Source organism: Polaribacter dokdonensis (genome assembly GCF_024362345.1).
Classification (GTDB): Bacteria; Bacteroidota; Bacteroidia; order Flavobacteriales; family Flavobacteriaceae; genus Polaribacter; species Polaribacter dokdonensis.
In genome coordinates this window covers 1,901,885-1,922,603 of sequence record NZ_CP101505.1, presented here as the reverse complement: position 1 = coordinate 1,922,603, position 20,719 = coordinate 1,901,885, and the positions used below count along the sequence as shown (strand labels likewise).

Sequence of the window (20,719 nt, the reverse complement as noted above, 5' to 3'; positions counted from 1 at the left end):
TATCTTTTTATCTTCTTAAATAAACCCATCCTGTTTTTGGTGCTCTGTTTCCATCATTAAAGTAAATGGTATAGAAATATGTGGCAGAAGGTAAAATGCCATTATTTAACGAGGTACCATCCCAATAAGTTGGTTGTGAATTTGGGTTTCCATTGTGTGAATATTTAAAAACTTTATCTCCATATCTATTAATAATTTCAATTCTAAATTTAGGATACTCTACATGTAAATTTGGAATTTCGAAAGTCTCATTAATATTATCTCCATTTGGTGAAAAACTCTCTGGAATTATTACTGTAATATTTGGTGATATTGTGCTTATTTCTGCATAATCATCTTCATCTATATCTGCATTATTTGGTGTAGAATCTGGATCTGCTTCTGTTACACTTGTAACTTCTGCAGTATTTACATAATTACCAAAATTCAACACTTTTACAGTTATAGCTAATGTTTCTGATGTATTGTTAGCCACTGAAGCTAAAGACCAAATACCTGTAAAGCTATCATAATTACCTAATGATGGAGTAGCACTAATAAAAGTATATCCTGTAGGTATTAAATCTGTAATTTCTACATTGGTAGCATTACTAGGCCCATTATTTGTAAGATTTAGGGTAAATATAATATTTGTATCAACTAAAGGATTATTGTTGTTAACACTCATATTTAACTCTAAATCTGCGGATGATGTTGGTGTAATAGTAACACAAGACTCGTTGTTTGTTAAGTCTGCATCTCCTTGATTTATACTAGTAACATCTGCGCAGTTTTGATAATCTCCAGAACTTAATACTTCTGCTTCTATAATTAAAACTTTATTATCAGATGTAGATACAGAACCTACATTCCATATACCTGTTGCACTATCATAGGTAGATGAACTATTGTAGCTAATAAATCTTAATCCTGTTGGTAAGATATCTGTAACTTCTACTCCTGTTGCAGTATTTGGACCCGAATTTGAAACTGAAATTTCATAGTTTATAATATCACCAACATTTGGACTTGTAGTTCCAAGAACTCTTTTTACAATAGCAACATCTACAACAGAACCAGGTGTTATTGAGACAGAACCAATGTTATTAGTTGTGTCTAAATCTGCTTGATCTGCAAGTAAATTAGAAGTTGTATTTGTAATTGTTTGACCTGTTGTACCCGTATTTACTGTTGCACTAATTTCTAAAATAACAGTATCTCCATTATTTATGGTACCAATTGTCCATAATCCTGAAGATTGGTTAAAAGCTCCAGTTGTAGTTGTATGACTTGCATAGGTAACACCTACAGGAAGAACATCGACTAAAGAAACATTGGTAGCAGTATCTGGCCCATTATTGGTTACTGCAATTTGATAAACAACCAAATCAGTTTCATTTGGTGAGCTATTATCTACTGTTTTAACAACACTAATATCTGCACTTGTAACTGTAATAGATTCATCTAAATCATCTGTAGTATCATCAGTATCTGTTTGATTTTGAGTTTTACTAATTGTATTTATAATGGTTTGTCCACCAGTGTTTGCATCTACTCTTACTTGTAAAGTTAATGTTTCTATGGTACCAACATCTAAATTACCAACATTCCAATTTGGACTTGTCCAAACACCTTCGCTAGGTGTTGCACTTACTAAAGTTAAGCCTGTAGGTAAAACATCTGTAATGATTAATCCTGTTGCTGTTGCTGGCCCATTGTTTTCTGCTTGAATTGTATAAGTAATAACATCACCAATATTTGGTGTACTATTATCTACAGTTTTAGAAATTACGATATCTACATCTACTTGAGGAACAATACCTGCACAAGCATAATCATCTTCTGTAGTTATTCCGTTATTTGGTGTAGAATCTGAATCTGTTTGATCTGCAGCAATTATTTCTGCACAATTTTCGTAATCTCCAGAACTTAAGACTTCTGCTTCTATAAATAGAATTTTAGTATCGTTATTGGCTAATGTTCCAACATTCCATTCTCCAGTTGTTGCATCATAAATTCCAGAACTATTATACCTTACAAATTGTAATCCTGATGGTAAAAGGTCTTCTACTACAATACCAGTTGCAGTGTTAGGTCCATCATTTTTAACTACAATTTCATAGCTTACAATGTCTCCAGTAACTGGTGATGTGTTGTTACCAAGTACTCTTTTAGTTAAACTTAAATCTATAGAAGAACCAGGCACAATAGTTACACTGCCAACATTATTTGAAGTGTCTGGATCTGCTTGATCTGCAGTTAAATTAGTTGTTGTATTGGTAATGCTATTAAAAGATGTATTAGCATCTACAGTCGCATTAATTGTTAAAGTTACTATGTCTCCATTATTTAACGATCCAATAGTCCATAAACCTGTAGCTTGATTATAATTTCCTGTGTTTGCAAAATGACCAACATAAGTAACACCTGTAGGTAGTACATCTTCTATACTAACTCCTGTTGCATCTGTAGGACCATTATTTTCTACAGTAATTCTATACACAATTGTATCACCTTCATTAGGTGAATTGTTAGACACTGTTTTAATTACCTGTAAGTCTGAACTTGTAACTGTAATAGATTCATCTAAATCATCTGCAGTTACATTGGTATCAGTTTGGTCTTGTGTATTAGAAATAGTATTTATTAGTGTTAAACCTAATGTACCTGGTTCTACTAAAACAGAAAGGGTTAACGTTTCTGTAACTCCTGGAGCTAGATTACCAATGTTCCAATTAGGAGCATTCCAAGAACCACCAGTTACTATTGCTTGGTTGTAAGAAAGTCCACTAGGTAAATTATCTGCAACTACTAAATTAGTTGCTGTTGCTCCACCATTATTGGTTGCTGTAATTGTATAGGTAACAATATCACCCTCATCAGGATTTGCATTATCTACAACTTTAGTAAGTACAATATCAGCTTCGCTTCTAACAATTATAGTTGCAGCTAACAAGTCATTGGCAGTAGTTGGATCTGCTTGATCTGATATTGCTGCAGAGGTTGTATTTGTAATGCTTTGACCTGCAGTTCCTGCATCAACTTCTGCAGTAATATTTAAAGTTTTAGAAGTATTTGTGGCTAAATCACCCAAAATCCATAAACCTGTATTTGGATTGTAAGTTCCAGAACTATCATCACTTAAATAAGTTACGCCTGTTGGTAAAACATCTGTAAGATTAACATTTGTTGCATCACTAACCCCATTATTCTCTACCAAAATTGTGTAAACTACTGTATCTCCTTCATTTACCGTATTTAAATTTACAGTTTTAGTAGTTACTAGATCTGAGCTTGTAACTGTTATAGTTTCAGTTAAATCGTCTGCTGTAGCATCTGAATCAATTTGATCTTGAGTAGCTGTTAAACTGTTAATTAAAGTTTGACCTCCTGTATTTGCATCAACAGTAGCTTCTAACAATAGTATTGCAGAATCACCTGAGTCTAATGAACTAATTGCCCAATTTGGAGCAGTCCAAATACCTTTTGTTGCAATTGCATTACCAAAAGTTAAGCCTGCTGGTAAATTATCTGTGATTTCTAAATTGGTGACTCTTGCAGGTCCTTTGTTGGTTGCAATAAGTGTAAAGGTAATTACATCACCTACATTAGGGTTGTTATTGTCTACAGTTTTAGATATAACAATATCGGCTAAATTGTCTATTATAATTGATGCTGATAATTCATTACCTACATCTGTTGGATCTGCTTGATCTCCAACTGCTTTTGTAACTGTATTAGTAATTGTATTTCCTGCTTGGCCTACATCTACAGAGGCTGTAATGTTTAAGAATGCAGTTTCATTATTGTTAATGTCTCCTATTAACCAATTTCCAGAACCACTATTGTAAATTCCGTTTGTAGAAGTATGTGTTACATAAGTAACTCCAACAGGTAAAACATCTGTTAAGGAAACATTTGTTGCTGTAGATGAACCATTATTTAATACAGAAATAGTATAAGTAATTACTTCACCTTCAAAAGAAGTACCATTTCCACTGCTGGTTGTAATGCTCTTTTTAGTAATTAAATTACTACTTGTAACATTTATGGATGCAGTTAAAACATCTGTTGAATTGTCTGAATCTGCTTCATCACCAATTGCTAAAGTAGTGGTATTAGTAATAGTATTTCCTCCTTGATCTGAATCTACAGTGGCTGTAATTTCTAAAATTTTAGTTTGTCCATCAGCAACAGTACCAATTGTCCATACTCCAGTATTTATGTCATAGGCACCAGCTGCATTGTCTGAAACGTAAGTAACCCCTGAAGGTAGAACATCGGTTAGAGAAACATTAGTTGCTGAATTTGGCCCTGAATTAGAAACTGAAATATAATATTTTATAGTTTCATTAATATTAGGACTGTTATTATCCACAGATTTAACAGTAACTAAATCAACACTATTTACATTTATAGTGGCAGATAAAACATCACCTGCAGTAGTTGCATCAGATTGATCACCTATGGCAGCAGTTGTTGTATTTGTAATTGGATTTTGATTTGCTCCTGTACCAGCATCTACACTAGCAGAAATATTTAAAGTCTCTGTAGATGAACTGTTAATTGTACCAATTGTCCAAACTCCTGAAGCAACATTATAGTTTCCAGAAGAATCATCAGATACATAAGTTACTCCATTTGGCAATACATCTGTAAGACTCACATTTGTAGCGTCTGAAGGTCCATTGTTCGTAACTTCAATTGTGTATACAATTATATCACCTTCATTTGGTTCTGTATTATCCACAGTTTTTACAGTAACTAAATTTGTACTTGTTACTGTTAAGGCAGCTGATAAAACATCACCATTCGTAGTTGGGTCTGATTGATCTGCTTGTGCTCTGGTTGTTGTGTTTGTAATAGTACTATTACCAGTGCCTGAGTTTACAGTTGCAGTAATTGACAATGTTGCAGTATTTCCATTAGCAAGATTAAAACCATCCCATAAACCAGAACCTCTATTGTATGAACCAGAAGTTGTTGTATGACTTACATAAGTTATACCTGTAGGTAAATTATCTAAAAGGTTTATGTTAGTAGCATCACTTCCTCCATTATTTGTTACGACAATTGTATAATTAACGGTATCACCTTCATTTGGATTTGCATTATCTACAGTTTTTATAGTAACAAGATCTGATGATGTTATGGTAACAGTTTCGGTTAAATCGTCTACAGAGATATTGGTGTCTGTTTGATTTTGAGTATGAGTTACATTATTAGTTAAACTTAAACCTCCTGTTCCTGAATCTACAATAGCCTCAACAATTAATGTTTGAGGATCATTTACAGATAATTTAGGGATGCTCCAATTTGGTGCAGACCAAATTCCTGATGAAGTTGTTACATTACCAAAAGTTAAACCATTTGGTAAAGCATCAGTAAGTACAAAGTTGGTAACTTCTGCTCCTGATTTGTTAGTAGCAGTTATAGTATAAATAATTGTATCACCTTCATTTGGATTGTTATTATTTACTGTTTTTGTAATTTCTATATCTGATGAATTTTCTACAGTTACAGTAACACTTAATATATCTGGAATAATGTTTGGATCTGTTTGATCACCAATAGCTTCAGATGTTGTACTTGTTATACTTGTACCTCCAGTGCCAATATTTACTTGCCCTTTAATAATTAAAGTTTTACTTGTATTTGTTGCTAAATCTCCAATTGACCATAAACCTGAACCTTGATTATAGGCTGTACCTGCTGGTGCTGTAAAACTAGTTAAAGAAATTTCATTTGGTAAGAATGCTGTTAAATTAATCCCAGTTGTATTGTTCACTCCTTGGTTATTTACAAGAATTGAATAGGTTACAATATCACCTTCATTAGGAGTAGCATTATCAACAGAAATTTGGGTAACTAACTCTGAGCTAGCTACTGTAAATGAAGCATCTAAGTCGTCTCCACTTGTTACTAAATCAGTTTGATCTGCTGTTGCTCTAGAAGTTACATTAACTATTGATGATCCAGAAGTACCTGAATTAACAGTAGCGTTAATATTTAAACTTATTGTTGCTCCATTTGCTAAATTACCAATTGTCCAAATACCTGATGCATGGTTAAAAGAACCAGAACTGTCATCACTAACGTAAGTAACGTCTGTTGGTAAAATATCTGTTAAAGATACTCCAGTTGCGTCACTTGGCCCATCATTAGTAACAGAGATAGTATAGGTAATTACATCATTTTCATTTGGTGTTGTTACATTAACAGATTTAGTTGTAATTAAATTAGCACTTTGTACTGTTAAAGAGGCTGATAAATCATCTGTTGTTATATTACTATCTATTTGATTTTGAGTATTAGAGACTAAACTAGTAAATGTTTTACCAGCAGAACCTGCATCTACAGTTGCTTCTATGGTTAGAGTTTCTGTTGTGCCACTTGCTAAACTACCAATTGTCCAATTAGGAGTTGAAAAAGTACCATTGCTTGGAGAAGCAGAGCTAATAGTTAATCCACTTGGAATTGTGTTTTCAACAATCAAATTCTGAACTTCTGTAGGGCCATTATTTGTAGCAGTAACAATAAAGGTTACAGTATCTCCAATATTTGGTGAAGCATTATCTACAGAGGTTGTTAGTACAATATCTGCATCATTTCCTATGGTTATTGTTACACTATCTGAATTATTAGTAATATCAGGATCTAAATTATTAGCAGTTGCAGTATTGGTTGTGTTCGTAATTGTAGTTCCTCCAGTTGTTGCGTTTACAGTAGCACTAATATTTAAAGTAGCAACACTACCTTTTGCTATAGTTCCAATAGTCCAAACTCCAGAACCACTATTGAAAGACCCTTCACTTGTTGAATGACTAGTATAAGAAACTCCAACAGGTAAATTGTCTGTTATTGTAACTCCACTTGCATTACTTGGGCCATTATTTGCAATAGTTAATGTATAAACAATTGCATCACCTTCATTCGGATTTGTTTTATCAACAGATAAAGAAGTAACTAAATCATTAGAAATTACATTAAATGAAGCTACTAAATTGTCATTAGCAGTTGTAGGATCTACTTCTGCACCTTGTGCTTCTTGAGAAATTACATTTGTTACTGTTTTACCAGCAGCAGAAGCATTTACTGTTGCAGTAATTTCTAAGACTTTAGATTCACTATTTAATAAATTACCAATTGTCCAAGTGCCAGAAGTATTATTGTAAGTACCAGAACTATTATCTGAAACATAAGTTACACCTGTTGGAAGTTGATCAATTAAAGTAATAGAATTTGCAGAACTAGGACCATTATTAGTTACAGTTATAGTATAGATTACACTATCTCCAACATTTGCTTCTGTAACATTTACAGCATTTGTTGTAACAAGGTCTGCACTAACCACATTTATTGTGGCAGCTAAACTATCTCCAACAGTTGTAGGATCTGCTTGGTCTGCTGTTGCTGCAGTAGTTGTATTAGTAATACTTGTATTTGCTGTACCAGCGTTTACAGTTGCTGTTATATTTAAAGTTTCACTTGCTCCAGCAACTAAGTCCCCAATTGTCCAAATTCCTGATGTAGTGTTATAAGTACCTGTATCATCAGATTTGTAGGTAACCCCATTTGGCAACCTGTCTATTAAACTTACGTTAGTTGCATTATTACCTGCGTTATTTATAACTGTTATAGTATAAATAATGTCTTCGCCTTCAGTTGGATTTGATGTATTTACAATTTTAGTTGTAACTAAATCAGTACTTGTTACAGTTATTGATTCAGATAAATCATCTGCAGTTGTATTATTATCTGCTTGATCAGAAACTAAAGTACTTGCAGTATTTATAATTGTTGTACCCAAAGTACCAACATTAACTTGTGCTTCAATTATTAACAAAGCACTTGATCCACTTGATAAATCTCCTATTGTCCAAAGACCTGAACCTTGATTGTAAGATCCATTTGTTGCATTACTATTTACATAAGTAACTCCAACTGGTAAAACATCTGTTATAGCTACATTAGTTGCATTACTTGAGCCTGTATTATTTGTAACTGTTATAGAATAAGTAACTATATCACCTTCATTTGGTAAAGTATTATTAACTGTTTTTGTTGCAAATAAATCAACAGAAGTAACTGTAATAGATTCTGAAATATCATCTGGTGTAGCATTAGAATCTACTTGGTCTTGTGTATTTGAAATAGTATTTATAATAGTATTTCCTCCTTGATCTGTATTTACACTAGCTGTAATTGTTAAGTTTCTAGTTTCACCTGCTGGTAAAGTAGCTAATGTCCAAGTTGAGTTATTAGCACTCCAAACACCTGATCCTGCAATTTCACTTACAAAAGTTAAACCTGAAGGCAGAACATCAGTAATTACAACATTTGTTGCATTTGCTGGCCCATTATTGGTAACTGAAATTGCATAAACTATAGTATCTCCTATATTTGGATTGCTATTATTTACAGTTTTAGATAAAACAACATCTGCAAAATTACCTATATTAATTGTAGATGAAAGTACATCTGTAGTTGTGTTTGGATCTGCTTGATCTCCTGTTGCTGCTGTTGTTGTTTTAGTTATTGATGTTCCTCCTGTACCACTGTTAACAGTTGCTGTTATTTCTAGTGTTGTAGTTGTGTTTTTAGCTATATTTCCAATAGACCAAAGACCAGAAGAATTATTATAAGCTCCACTTCCTGAATCACTAACATAAGTTAAACCTGTTGGCAAAATTGTATTTAGTGAAGCGTTTGTTTCGTTATTAGGACCATTATTGGTTACAGATATTGTGTATTTTATAGTATCTCCTTCATTTGGTGTTGGGTTATCTACACTAATAGAAGTTATTAAATCACTCTGTGTTACATTAATCACTACAGAAAGTACGTCTCCAGCAGTATTAGTATCTGCTACATTACCTTTTGCTGCAGTTGTAGTAGTTGTTATTGGATTATTTAAAGATGCTCCAGAAGCAACAGTTCCAATTATTGAAAGTGTTGTTGAAGAACCACTTGTTAAATTTCCAATATCCCAAAGTCCAGATGTCGAGTTATAAGTTCCTTGAGCAGGGATGGATGAATTAAAGTTAATATTATTAGGTAATAAACTCGTTAAACTTACAGATGATTCATCATTTGGCCCATTATTAGTAACTACAATACTGTAAATTATAGCATCACCTTCATTTGGTGTTGGATTATCTACAGAAATTATGGTTATTAAATTAGCACTAGATACTGTTAAAGTTGAAGATAAATTATCTCCTGCAGTTGTTGGGTCTGCTTGATCCCCTGTTGCTGTTTGTGAAATGGTATTTGTAATTGTTTGCCCATTTGTTCCATTATCTATAGTTGCGAATATCTCTAATGAAACTGTATTAAATTTAGGAATAGAATCAATTGTCCAAACACCTGTAGTATTAGAATAAGAACCATTGCTAGTGTTAGAACTTACAAAAGTAATACCTGCAGGTAATTGATCTTGTAAGGTTACATTTGTCTCATCATTTGGTCCATTATTTACGACATTAATTGTGTATTTAACTGTATCACCAACATTAGGGTTTGAATTGTCTATAGAAACCGTAGTTACTAAATTAGCACTAGTTACATTTAATATAGCTGATAAAACATCTCCATTAGTTGTTGGGTCAGCTTGATCTCCATTAGCTGCACTTGTATTAAATGTTATTGCACTACCACCTGTATTATTACCTACAGTAGCTACTATATTTAAAGTTTTCGTTTCACCAGTAAGTATGCCTCCTATTGTCCATACACCAGATGTTTCATCATAATCAGCTCCTGCATCATCACTTACAAAGGTTAAGCCTGTTATGTTGCCTATTATATCTGTAGTTAAAGAAACATTGGTGTCATCATTTATCCCTTTATTAGTAACGTCTATTGTATATGTAACAGTATCTCCAATATTTGGAGAGGTTTTGTCTACAGTTAATATTGTAACTATGTCTGAAAGTGATACAGAAATAACAGCACTCAATACATCACCCACATTTGTAGGATCTGCTTGATCACCTTCTGCTGTTTGTGAAATAGTATTTGTTATGGTTTGACCACCTGTACCTGCATCTACGGTTGCAGAAATACTTAATGTCTCTGTATCTCCATTTGTAATATTTCCAATCGACCAAACTCCAGTAGTTTCATCATAAGTACCTGTACTTGCAGATGCACTTACAAAAGTAACTCCACTTGGTAATTGATCAATTAGTGAAACATTGGTTTCATCATTAGGCCCATTATTGGTTACATTAATACTATATATTACAGCATCACCTTCATCTGGTACTGGATTATTTACAGTTTTTACAGTAATTAAATTAGCACTAGTTATATTTATAGTTGCTGTTAAGTTAAGGTTAGAAACTGAAGTATCTGTATGATCACCAACAGCAGCTGTTGTGCTAGAAGTTATGCTAGAACCACCTGTACCAGAATTAACTGTTGTTGTTAATTGTAGCGTTTCAGAATCTCCATTAGCAAGAGAACCAATACTCCAAAGACCAGAACCACTATTGTAAGTACCTTGGCTTGGGATATTACTTACTAAAGTTAATCCTGTTGGAATTAAACTTGTTAAACTAACATTATTATCTGTAGAAGGCCCATTATTAGTTACTGTAACTGTATATATAACAGTACCACCTACATTAGGAGACGTGTTATTTGCAAAAATACTAGTAGTTAATTTTGCTTGTTGTATAGTTACACTTGTACTTAAGTTGTCACCTGTGGTTATCAAATCTGTTTGATCTCCAGAAGCAGGATTATTTGCTTTAAAAATATAATTATTACCACCTGTTGCACTGTTAACGCTGGCTGTTATTTTTAAAGTAGCAATAGTGCCATTTGCAATATTTCCTATTGTCCAAACTCCAGTATTAGAATCATATGCTCCAACACTATCATCAGAAACATAAGTTAAACCAGAAATTGGCCAACTATCTGTAGTTATAGCTACATTAGTTTCATCACTTGGGCCAGCATTTCTGACTTGAACTGTAAAAATTACCTGATCTCCTTCATTTGGTGTTGGATTATTTACAGAAAAAACTGTGATTAAGTTAGCAGAAGTTGGTGTAAAAGTTTGAGATAAAACATCTCCAGATGTTGTTGCGTCTGTTTGATTACCTGTTGCAGCAGTAGAAGTAATTGTGTTTGTTACATTACCTTGATTTGAATTTACTGTTGTATTTACAGTTAATGTTGCAGAAGCTGATTTAGCAATATCTCCAATTGTCCAAACACCTGAAGTATTATTGTAAGAGCCAACTGTTGCTGCTCCACTTGTAAATGTTAATCCAGCAGGTACTAAACTTGTTAATGAAACACCTGTTGCATTTCCTGGACCATTATTGGTTACTGTTATTGTATATGAAAAAGTATCATTTACATTTGGTGTGCTATTAGGTATAGCAACTACAGTAATTAAATTTGAACTAGTTACAGTTATTGACGCTGTTAAAACATCTCCAACAGCTGTAGCATCTGTTTCTGTAGCAGTTACAGAAGAAATGGTATTGTCTATATGATTACCTGCTGTTCCATTATCTATAGTAGCTGTAATTTCTAAAGAAGTAGTACTTGTTGCAATAATATTACCAACAGTCCAAACACCTGTAGAAGCATTATAAGCTCCTGATCCATTGTCTGAAACATACGTTACTCCAGTAGGTAATGAATTGTTTAAAACAACATTTGTAGCATCATCAGTTCCAGAGTTTGTAATAGTAATGGTGTATTTTATGGTACCACCTTCATTAGGTGAGCTATTGTCTACACTAATTGTTGTTACTAAATTGATGCTTTTTACAGTTATATCTGCACTTGCTGATGGTAGCGTATTTGTAGCACTTTGATCTGAAACAATTTTTGAAACTGTATTAGAAATTGTACTACCAGAAGTGCCACTATTTACAGTTGCTGTAATTTCTAAAGTTGCAGAAGTTGATGCTGCAATTGCAGAAGGATTCCAAATCCCTGTTGCTGAATTATATGATCCAGATCCATTATCTGATACGTAAGTAAGGCCTGATGGTAATATAGAAGTTAAAGCTATACCTGTTGCAGAATTAGGGCCAGAATTACTAATATTAATAGTATACTTAACTGTATCACCCTCATTAGGTGTTGTATTATCTACAACTATTGTTGTAGTTAGTGTTGCTTGATTTACTGTTAAATCTGCAGATAAAACATCACCAGCAGTTGTTGTATCATTTTCTGTAGCAGTTGTTGCTATTGTTTGGTTTATAGTATTACCTGATTCACCAGAATCTACACGACCCACAATATGTAATGTTACACTATTTCCTGAAGCTAAATTTCCTATAGACCAAATACCTGATGCTGAATTGTAATCTCCTGAACCATCATCTGAAATGTAAGTTATACCAGCAGGTATTGTAGCAGAATTAACTTGGACATTTGTAGCTGCACTAGGACCATTATTAGTAACTTTTATTTGATAAGTAACCTCTTCATTTTCATTTGGTGTAGTATTATTTACAGTTAAAACTGTAACCAAATTTGCTTGAGCAACTGGTGTTACAGTAATAGATGAATAATCATCTTCTGAAGTATTTCCATTTCCTGGAGTAGAATCTGGGTCTGTTTGATCTGCAAACGTAATTTCTGCTGGGAATGAATACGTTCCTGAAGCATTAACAGATGCTGTTATTGCTATAGTTTCTGGATTTGTATTAGTTACTGATCCTACAAACCAATTGCCAGAAACTGGATTATATGTTCCTTGACTTACAATTGTACTTATATAAGTATATCCTGAAGGTAATAAAGCAGAAGCATCAACATTTGTGGCATTACTTGGGCCAGCATTAGTAATTGTAATTGTAAATACTACATTATCACCAACATTTGGTGCGTTATTATTTACGCTCAAAGCAATACTTAAATCTGATTCATTATCTATTGTTAACGTTACTGTAGCTGTCTTAGAAACACTTGTAGGAGTATTTGTAACATTATATATTACTGTAACTGTTTTTCCTGCTTCTGCTGCTGTTGGAGTATATGTTAGTTTACCTGTAAGATTATCAAAACTTACAGTGCCTACTGCAGTTCCTCCAGATTGAGTAATGGTTGTATTGGTTCCTGCTAGGAAATCATCATTTACCAAAATATCTACCTCAGTTGCTTGTCCAACTTTTGCTGTTGCTGTATCATCATTAGCTGTAGGTAAATTAACATTTGGATCTGTACTATTTGGGTTCCCATCATTGTCAATATCTGGATCTGTTTGATCTGGAATTTGATCTCCATCTGTATCTTTCTGTACAACTATTGTTACAATACCATTAGAACAATTTGTTGGATCTGCGTTTTCACAAATGCTGTATTCTAAGAAATAAATACCAGCAGTTACTGTTGAACTTATAGTAACATTTCCATTAGAAATATCTAAAGAAATTCCTGCATTTGATGTACTAATTTGACTGAGCGTAACTTCTGATATCAAAGCTACTGTACTGTTTAAAATATCATTAGTAAGTACATTTACAATTGCTGAATTTGCTACTTTTTCTACAACTTCTACACCATCATTATTTGCGTTAATAATATTAGAAATAATAGATAAAACAGCTGCATCAGATGTAACATCTGAATCACAAACATAAGAAGGTGTACTAACAACAACTCTATATTGGTTACTATTAAAAGTACTATTGTTAGGTGTTACTACTAAATTAGCAGTTGTTGAACCTGCGTAAAAAGTATTATCTGTTAAGTCTACCCATGTACTAACTCCTCCATCATTAACTTGCCATTGATAAATTGGTTCTGTACCAGAACCACTAACAGTTGGAGTTGCAGAGAAAGTAACAGATCTATTCGTATTTGATAAGTGGTCTTTAGGTTGTACTGTAAAACCACTTACAGATTTTGAAGCTTGTAAAAAGTCATTTATTCCATTACTATCATTATCTGAAGGTAATGTACTGTAATCACTGCTAGTAACTCCTGCTGCAATAACTAATCCATTTGTATCTACGGTTGGATTTCCAGAACCGAACTTACCATTATTATCAGCATCTGTATTTGCACCATAAACCTCGTTAACGTCATTACAGCCATCATTATCTGAATCTGTATCTAAAGAATTTATGACACCATCTGAATCAGTATCGACATCACAAGCTAAAACTGCTAGAAAAAAACCATCACCTTCATTTGGACTTGGACCTACAGTTGTTGTAGACCAACTTACTGAATTAATAGGATTTAAAAATTCAATCGTACCATTTGCATCTCCACCTGAAACAGAGACACCTTTTAACGTTGTATTAGTAGCGCTGGAAAGCGCAGCATTTCCTGTTGTTATAATTCTAAAGGGTTCAGAGAAAGTAAGTGTATTAGCAGCGAGTTGTCCTATATGAAAACGGATAATTCTTGTTTCACCACCTGTAAGAGTAAATGACCCTCGACCTCCTGTACCACCACCATATACAACTGCAGGCAGTGCGTTTGACGAAGGACTAAAAAATGAACTTGGTGAACTGAAATTCGCGGTTGTTACATCTGCTGAGGTCCAAGGAGCGCCATTATTTCGAACTCCTGTTAGTGTGAAATTAGAGCCATCTACTGTCCCGTCAATTTGATTTGGATTAACATAAGTGTAGGTACCAGTTGCACAAACTTCATTTACATCTAAAACTCCATCATTATCATCATCTAAATCATTAATATCTGCCACTAAATCACCATCTGTATCTTTTAAAATGGTAATTGATATAGTAGCAGTTGTACAATTGGTTGGATCTACAGTTTCACATATTTGATAATCAAAAGTATATACACCTATTGGCGCTGTTCCATCTGTAGCTAGTTCTCCAGTTGATAAATCTAATGTTATTCCTGAAGGAAGTGTACCAATAGTAGTGATATTTACATCTGCATTGTTAATTACTACTGTATTTAACAAGTCATTAGATAGAATAGTAGCAATTAAAACTTGCGGATTATTTTCTGATGCTGATATTGTATCGTCATTTGCTACAATAGGATCTGGGTTAACAACCAATTTTGTAGAACTTGACTCGAAAGTTGAACCACAAATTACAGAAGGGTTAGAAACTTGTAATCTATATAAAGTGTTATTTAATGGAAACCTTGCTGATGTAATAGTAAGGTTTAAAGTGTTTGCTCCAGAATAAGTTGAATTGTTGGTTATGTTAGACCAAGATGTAGTACCTGAATCTTTCAATTGCCATTGCAAAGTTGGTTGCGTACCTGAACCAATTGTATTTAAATCTGCTGAAATTGTAGTATTGTCTCCAGAATCTATAGTGTAAGTTGCATTCGGATTTGTTTTTATACTTTGAGCTGTAACAGATGATTGTAAAAAATCTTTTGTACCATTATTATCTATATCTCCTGGAAGTGATGTATATACTGAGCCTGTAACACCTGCAGCAATAACTAAACCATTTGCATCTACAGTAGGTTTTCCTGTACCGTAAATTCCATCATTATCTGGGTCTGAATTTGCTCCATATGCTTCAACAACATCATTACAAGAATCACCATCTGAATCTATATCTAAAGAGTTTGTAACTCCATCACTATCTAAATCAGGTCTATCTATTATGCTCGCTGCTACTTTTACTGTAAATGTATCAGAACTTGTAGATTTAACTCCATTTATAATAAACGGATTAGAGAATACAGAAATTAGCTTTGCTGTAAACCCTGCATCAGCGAGATTAGATCCAGAAGTTATATTAACAGTTCTTCCATTAGCCGAAATTGTACCTGTAGTACCTGATTTTAAAGTAAAATTAGTTAATGGTTGATTAAAAGTTAGTGTCATGCCATCTTGAACATAACTAACATCTATAGTAACTTCCTCTAAATCCGAAAGTTTGGCAGAACCTTGAGGATTAAAAGTGAATGTATTATCTTCTCCAATTGTATTTGCAGCACATGAAATTTCTGTTCCATTATTAAAAAACTCTGATGCATTCCCTATTCCTCCATTTGCTGAGTTACCACTGTTTTTAAAATCAATATCGTAAACAATACTGCCAGATAAACTAGATAAGGTACCTGTAACATTACCTGTTCCAGAACCTGAGTTAAAAGCAGTACCAACTGTTGTTATTTTTGTACCTTCTTCTGTGTCTAAAATACCATCATTATCATCATCTAAATCATTTATATCTGCAACACCATCAAAATCTGTATCTAATATAACAGTAATAGTTATAGTTGCTGTTTGACAATTTGTAGGGTCTGCATCTTCACATAACGTATATGACAAAGTGTATGTACCAGGTGTAACAGTGTTATCTACATTTATATTACCTGTTGTTGTTTCTAAAGTAAAACCAGTAATTGAGGCACCTGCTTGTGTTAAAGTTGTTGTTTTTGAAGCGCCATTAATTATAGGCAGAGCACCAAGAAAAGTGTCATTTGCTATAATGCTTGTTGGTAAGGTTACTGATGAAGTGGTAGAGCTTAGTTGAGAAACAGTATAAGTATCATCTACTAAAACAATAGGGTGTTTATTTACTGTTAAAGTTGCAGCATCACTTGTTTGTGGAGTTAAACAAACATTAGCTACTGGACTTACAATACATCTATATTTATACCCATTTTTATCTGATAATGGGTTTGTTACTGAAAGTGTTGCAGTAGTTGCACCACTATACAAACCTCCATTAGTAATATCTGCAAAAGTTCCTGTACCTGGGTCTTCTTGCCATTGATAAGCTGGGTCTAAACCTGTACCTTGTAATTGAGGAGTAACTGAAAAAGTCGCTACATCAGTAATTGTAACAGCAGTATTAGAAGGTTGCGTAGTTATAGACACAACTTCTTTAGAAACTTGGAGGTAATCTTTTATACCATCACTATTTGAGTCTAAAGGGGATTTTTGGTATGCTCTAGTTGATGGAGAAATACCTGCAGCAATAACTAAACCATTCGCATTTACACCATTATTTGCTAAGGTTGGTGTATTACCAAATTGTCCATTTCCATTTGTGTCAGTACCTGCACCATAAGCTTCATCTACATCAGAACAACCATCATTGTCTATGTCAGTTTCTAAATAGTCAAATATTCCATTTCCATCTGTATCTCTGTGTGTTCTTACATCTGCAGAAAAATTTAATGTTTGTATACCAATTCCTCCAGGACCATCTTGATTGTTAAATGCTGTACCAATGGAAACTCCTTTTTCAAAATCTATGGCAGGCATAGGATTTGGCTTAGAGTTGGTTATAAGTGGTAATGCATCTTCTCTTCCACCAGTTTTGGTATCTGCTAATAATTTTACAGTACCTCCTTGTAAATCTAATATTAACTCAGGGTTTCCTTCTCCATTCCATGGAGCCCAACCACCACCATCTACGTCAAATTTATTATTAAAAGCGGTGTTTGTATTGTATTGTAAATAATTGAAATTAACTACGACAACTCCATTTATTTCAATATAGAACCCTTCATCAAAATAACCTCTTCCATTTGGATCGCTTGCACTTCCTATTTTAAAACTAACTTGTACATTGTTTACATATTCTCTTGGAGCAAAATCAACATCAATATCTACATAAGAAATTGTACCAATTCCACCTCCTGAACCACTTTCTGATCTAGAAACTGCTTCAAAAGCAAAGACTCCAGGTGTAGACTTATCAGTAACAATATAACCATTTGTAGGATTTGAAATACTAGGTCCATTAGCAGCAACTGTTCTAACAGTTTCTGAATAGGTAGACAAAGGTCTGCTTGGAGTTACAGCAGCAAAACCTTCTTCTGTATCTAAAATACCATCATTATCTGCATCTAAATCTTTTGAATCTATAACTCCATCTCCATCTGAATCTAAAGTATCTGAAACAGTAATAGTACCTGTTGCAGTTGTTGAACCACAAGTACCATTAATTGGTATTGAGTAATTATAGACTCCATTCTTTGTTGGAGTTCCAGAAATGGTAAGCGTATTTGCAGCCCAAGAAGCTGTTACACCAATAGGCAAACCAGTAGGTGAACCAATACCTGTTGCACCTGTTGTTGTATGCGTTATTGGTACTATTGAAACATTTTTTTGAACAGTAGGTGTAGCTGAAGGCGCTGAAACTGTTTCATTTTCTGTTATGGTTATTGTACCAGATAGTGTGGGTGCTGTAGAACACTGACTACTAGTTGTATTAATTGTATAATTAAAAGTACCTGTTGCTGTTGCAGAGCCAGAAATAGTTAATATTTGAGAAACATTATTAAAAGAGGCTGTAACACCTGCAGGTAAACCTGTTACTGTTGCACCAGATAAGTTTGTACCTTTATAAGTAATATCTGTTATTGGTGTATTTTCACATTTGGTTTGACTGTCTGAGCCAACAACAGAAGTAAATCTAAGTCTTGCAGGTGTTCCAGCAAATGTAAAAACTACATTATCATTTAAAGTGACACCTGAGAAAACTAAAACGCCTGACGATAATGCAGTTGGAGTAATTACAGAAACAGATCCGTTTGTAAAGTCTCCATTACCATCTTCATCGATTAATAAAGCATAGTCTGTATTTAATACTCCAGATAAACATATTCCTTGTAAATCAAAAGTTAAATCTACCTTACCTGCATTACCTGTATGTTTAACTTTCCACTCTCTTCGTAAACGTATTTTTCCATCTTCAGAAGTAGGTAAGTCTACTCTTTCTTCTGTAAGTGCTGCATTGTCATGACCTATCATTAAAAAATCTCCATCATCTAGAGAAGAAGAGTTACCTACTATAATATTTCCTTTTCCATTTTGCCCAGTACCATTACCAGTACCTGTATTGATACTGTTTGATTTTTGTTGGCTTAAACCACTAGTATCATCTTTACCTATACCAAATACATCATTCCAGTAAGAGTTATTATTCCAAATTGAAGTGCCAGATGAATTTACATAATTACCTAAAGAACTGTCTAATGTTATACCGTATTTAACAGCTAAATAAGATTGAATTTTAAGTTTTTCTGCACTAGAGAGTGAAGATGGGAAAGTAATTATTTCTGCTAATTTACCAGTAAAGTTATTAATGGCAGCACCAGTGGTTCCATTGTTGGTACCACCAATCATAGGTACTAATGAGATACTCCCAAAATCTACAGATCCAGCTGTAAATGGGCTAACAAGAGAACTTGCCCCATCAACAAGTGCATTGTCTGGATTTGGTGACAAGTCTAAATTACTTATAGAAAAATGCGTATTTTGATTAGCATTAGAGAATTTATTAACATTATTTTTACCATCAGTAAAAAGTGTATTAGAAATTAATCCATAGTAAAATCCTAGTCCTGAATTTGACCCTGCTGTTTGCCCACCAAGAACTGCTCCTTGACTCAATACTGCAGGGTGTTTATAAACAGCAAAACTTTCAGTAATAACTATGCTATTATTTCCATCTAGCCTATCAGTTGGTATACTTGCAACTACAGTATTATTAAATTGAACAACAGGATTAAAATTTAATGCACCAGTTTCTATTTGTGGGGTGCCAGAAACCGTAAATGAGTTTTTTCCTGTTTGATCAGTCCAATTAGTCAAAGTAGACCCTGAACTTGTAACACCTTCATTTACTTTTAGCCATAGATTAGCGCCAGGAACTCCTCCAGCTGCAGAGGTTGTAAATGTTTTATCTGATCCAAATGCGCTACCAGCTGTATTTGTAGATTTTAATCTGTAATGATATAATGTACCTGGTAATAAACCCGTTAAATTCGCAGTAACATCTACTGATGCTGATGCACTACTGCTTGATGGTGTTGAAGCAATAGTTTGCCCATAACTTGTAGTTAAACCATATTCAAAAACAAAATTAGAATTAGTGCCTTGTGGGTTTACCTCGCCATTTAAAGTTGCAGAAGATGCAGACAAATTAGTAGCATCGCTAGTTGTAACAGAGGAAAGTGCAGCTCCAATTTGAGACTGACTCAGAGGTCCATCCCATAAACGAATTCCTCTTACAATACCTCCAGGTGTGTGTTCTGAGCCAACATTATCGTTTTTAAAAAAAATAAACTCTCTATTACCTCCAACTAATCTAGGTACAGAAGAATCACTGGTATCTGTTTCACTATAAACCTCAGTAACAGTACCATTAGTTTCTACTATAAACACTTTTATTTCTTTAGCTGCTGTTCTAGTTAATACAAAATCATAAAAAACATTAGGTGTATAGGTTACAGATGCATTAGCTCCAAAAGGAAAAAACTGTAAATTTTGATGATTAAAATACAGACCATTATCGTCTGTTTCACCTTTAAATGATAAGATTTTCTTATAACTTTTTGTGCTTCCATCAGGATTTCCTGTATTTTGATAAGAAATTCTAAAACCAATAGAATAACTTTCTGGATCTGTAAGTTGATCTGTGCTTAAAATTAATCCTCCTCCAGGAGATGATGCTTGAGACCAGCTCCAAGCATTTGGACCTGTTTGAAAATTTGAACTTGAAACATTAGTGGTTGTTAAAGAAACACTAGTTCCTTCACTATCATTAAAATTGTTATTAAACTCAAAATTGTGAATTAAATTTTGGCTCATTAAAACCGGAGAACCTAAAAGAATTAAAAAAGTAAGTTTCTTAATATTTAATAGAATAGATTGAAGGTAATTATAAATCATATTTATAAAGAATATTGATTATTTTATTAGAAAAAAACACATATTCATCTATGATTTAAAAAGCAGAATATTGTTTTTAATTTTTAAAAGTGAAAAGTAAAAAATATTTTTGATACTTAT

The 20,719-nt window shown here is 33.5% G+C and carries 1 protein-coding gene; it reads right to left on the bottom strand.

Annotated elements, in window-relative coordinates; all coding sequences use genetic code 11:
* Window positions 1-7: 7 nt before the first annotated feature.
* A complete protein-coding gene (locus tag LPB302_RS08460) occupies window positions 8-20,599 on the bottom strand; it encodes a DUF8202 domain-containing protein (protein WP_053973959.1) in 20,592 nt (6,863 codons plus the stop codon).
* Between the last annotated feature and the right edge of the window lie 120 nt (window positions 20,600-20,719).

Coding starts and splice junctions, on each gene's coding strand:
- LPB302_RS08460 (WP_053973959.1), bottom strand. CDS start 20,599: ATGATTTATAATTACCTTCAATCTATTCTATTAAATATTAAGAAACTT.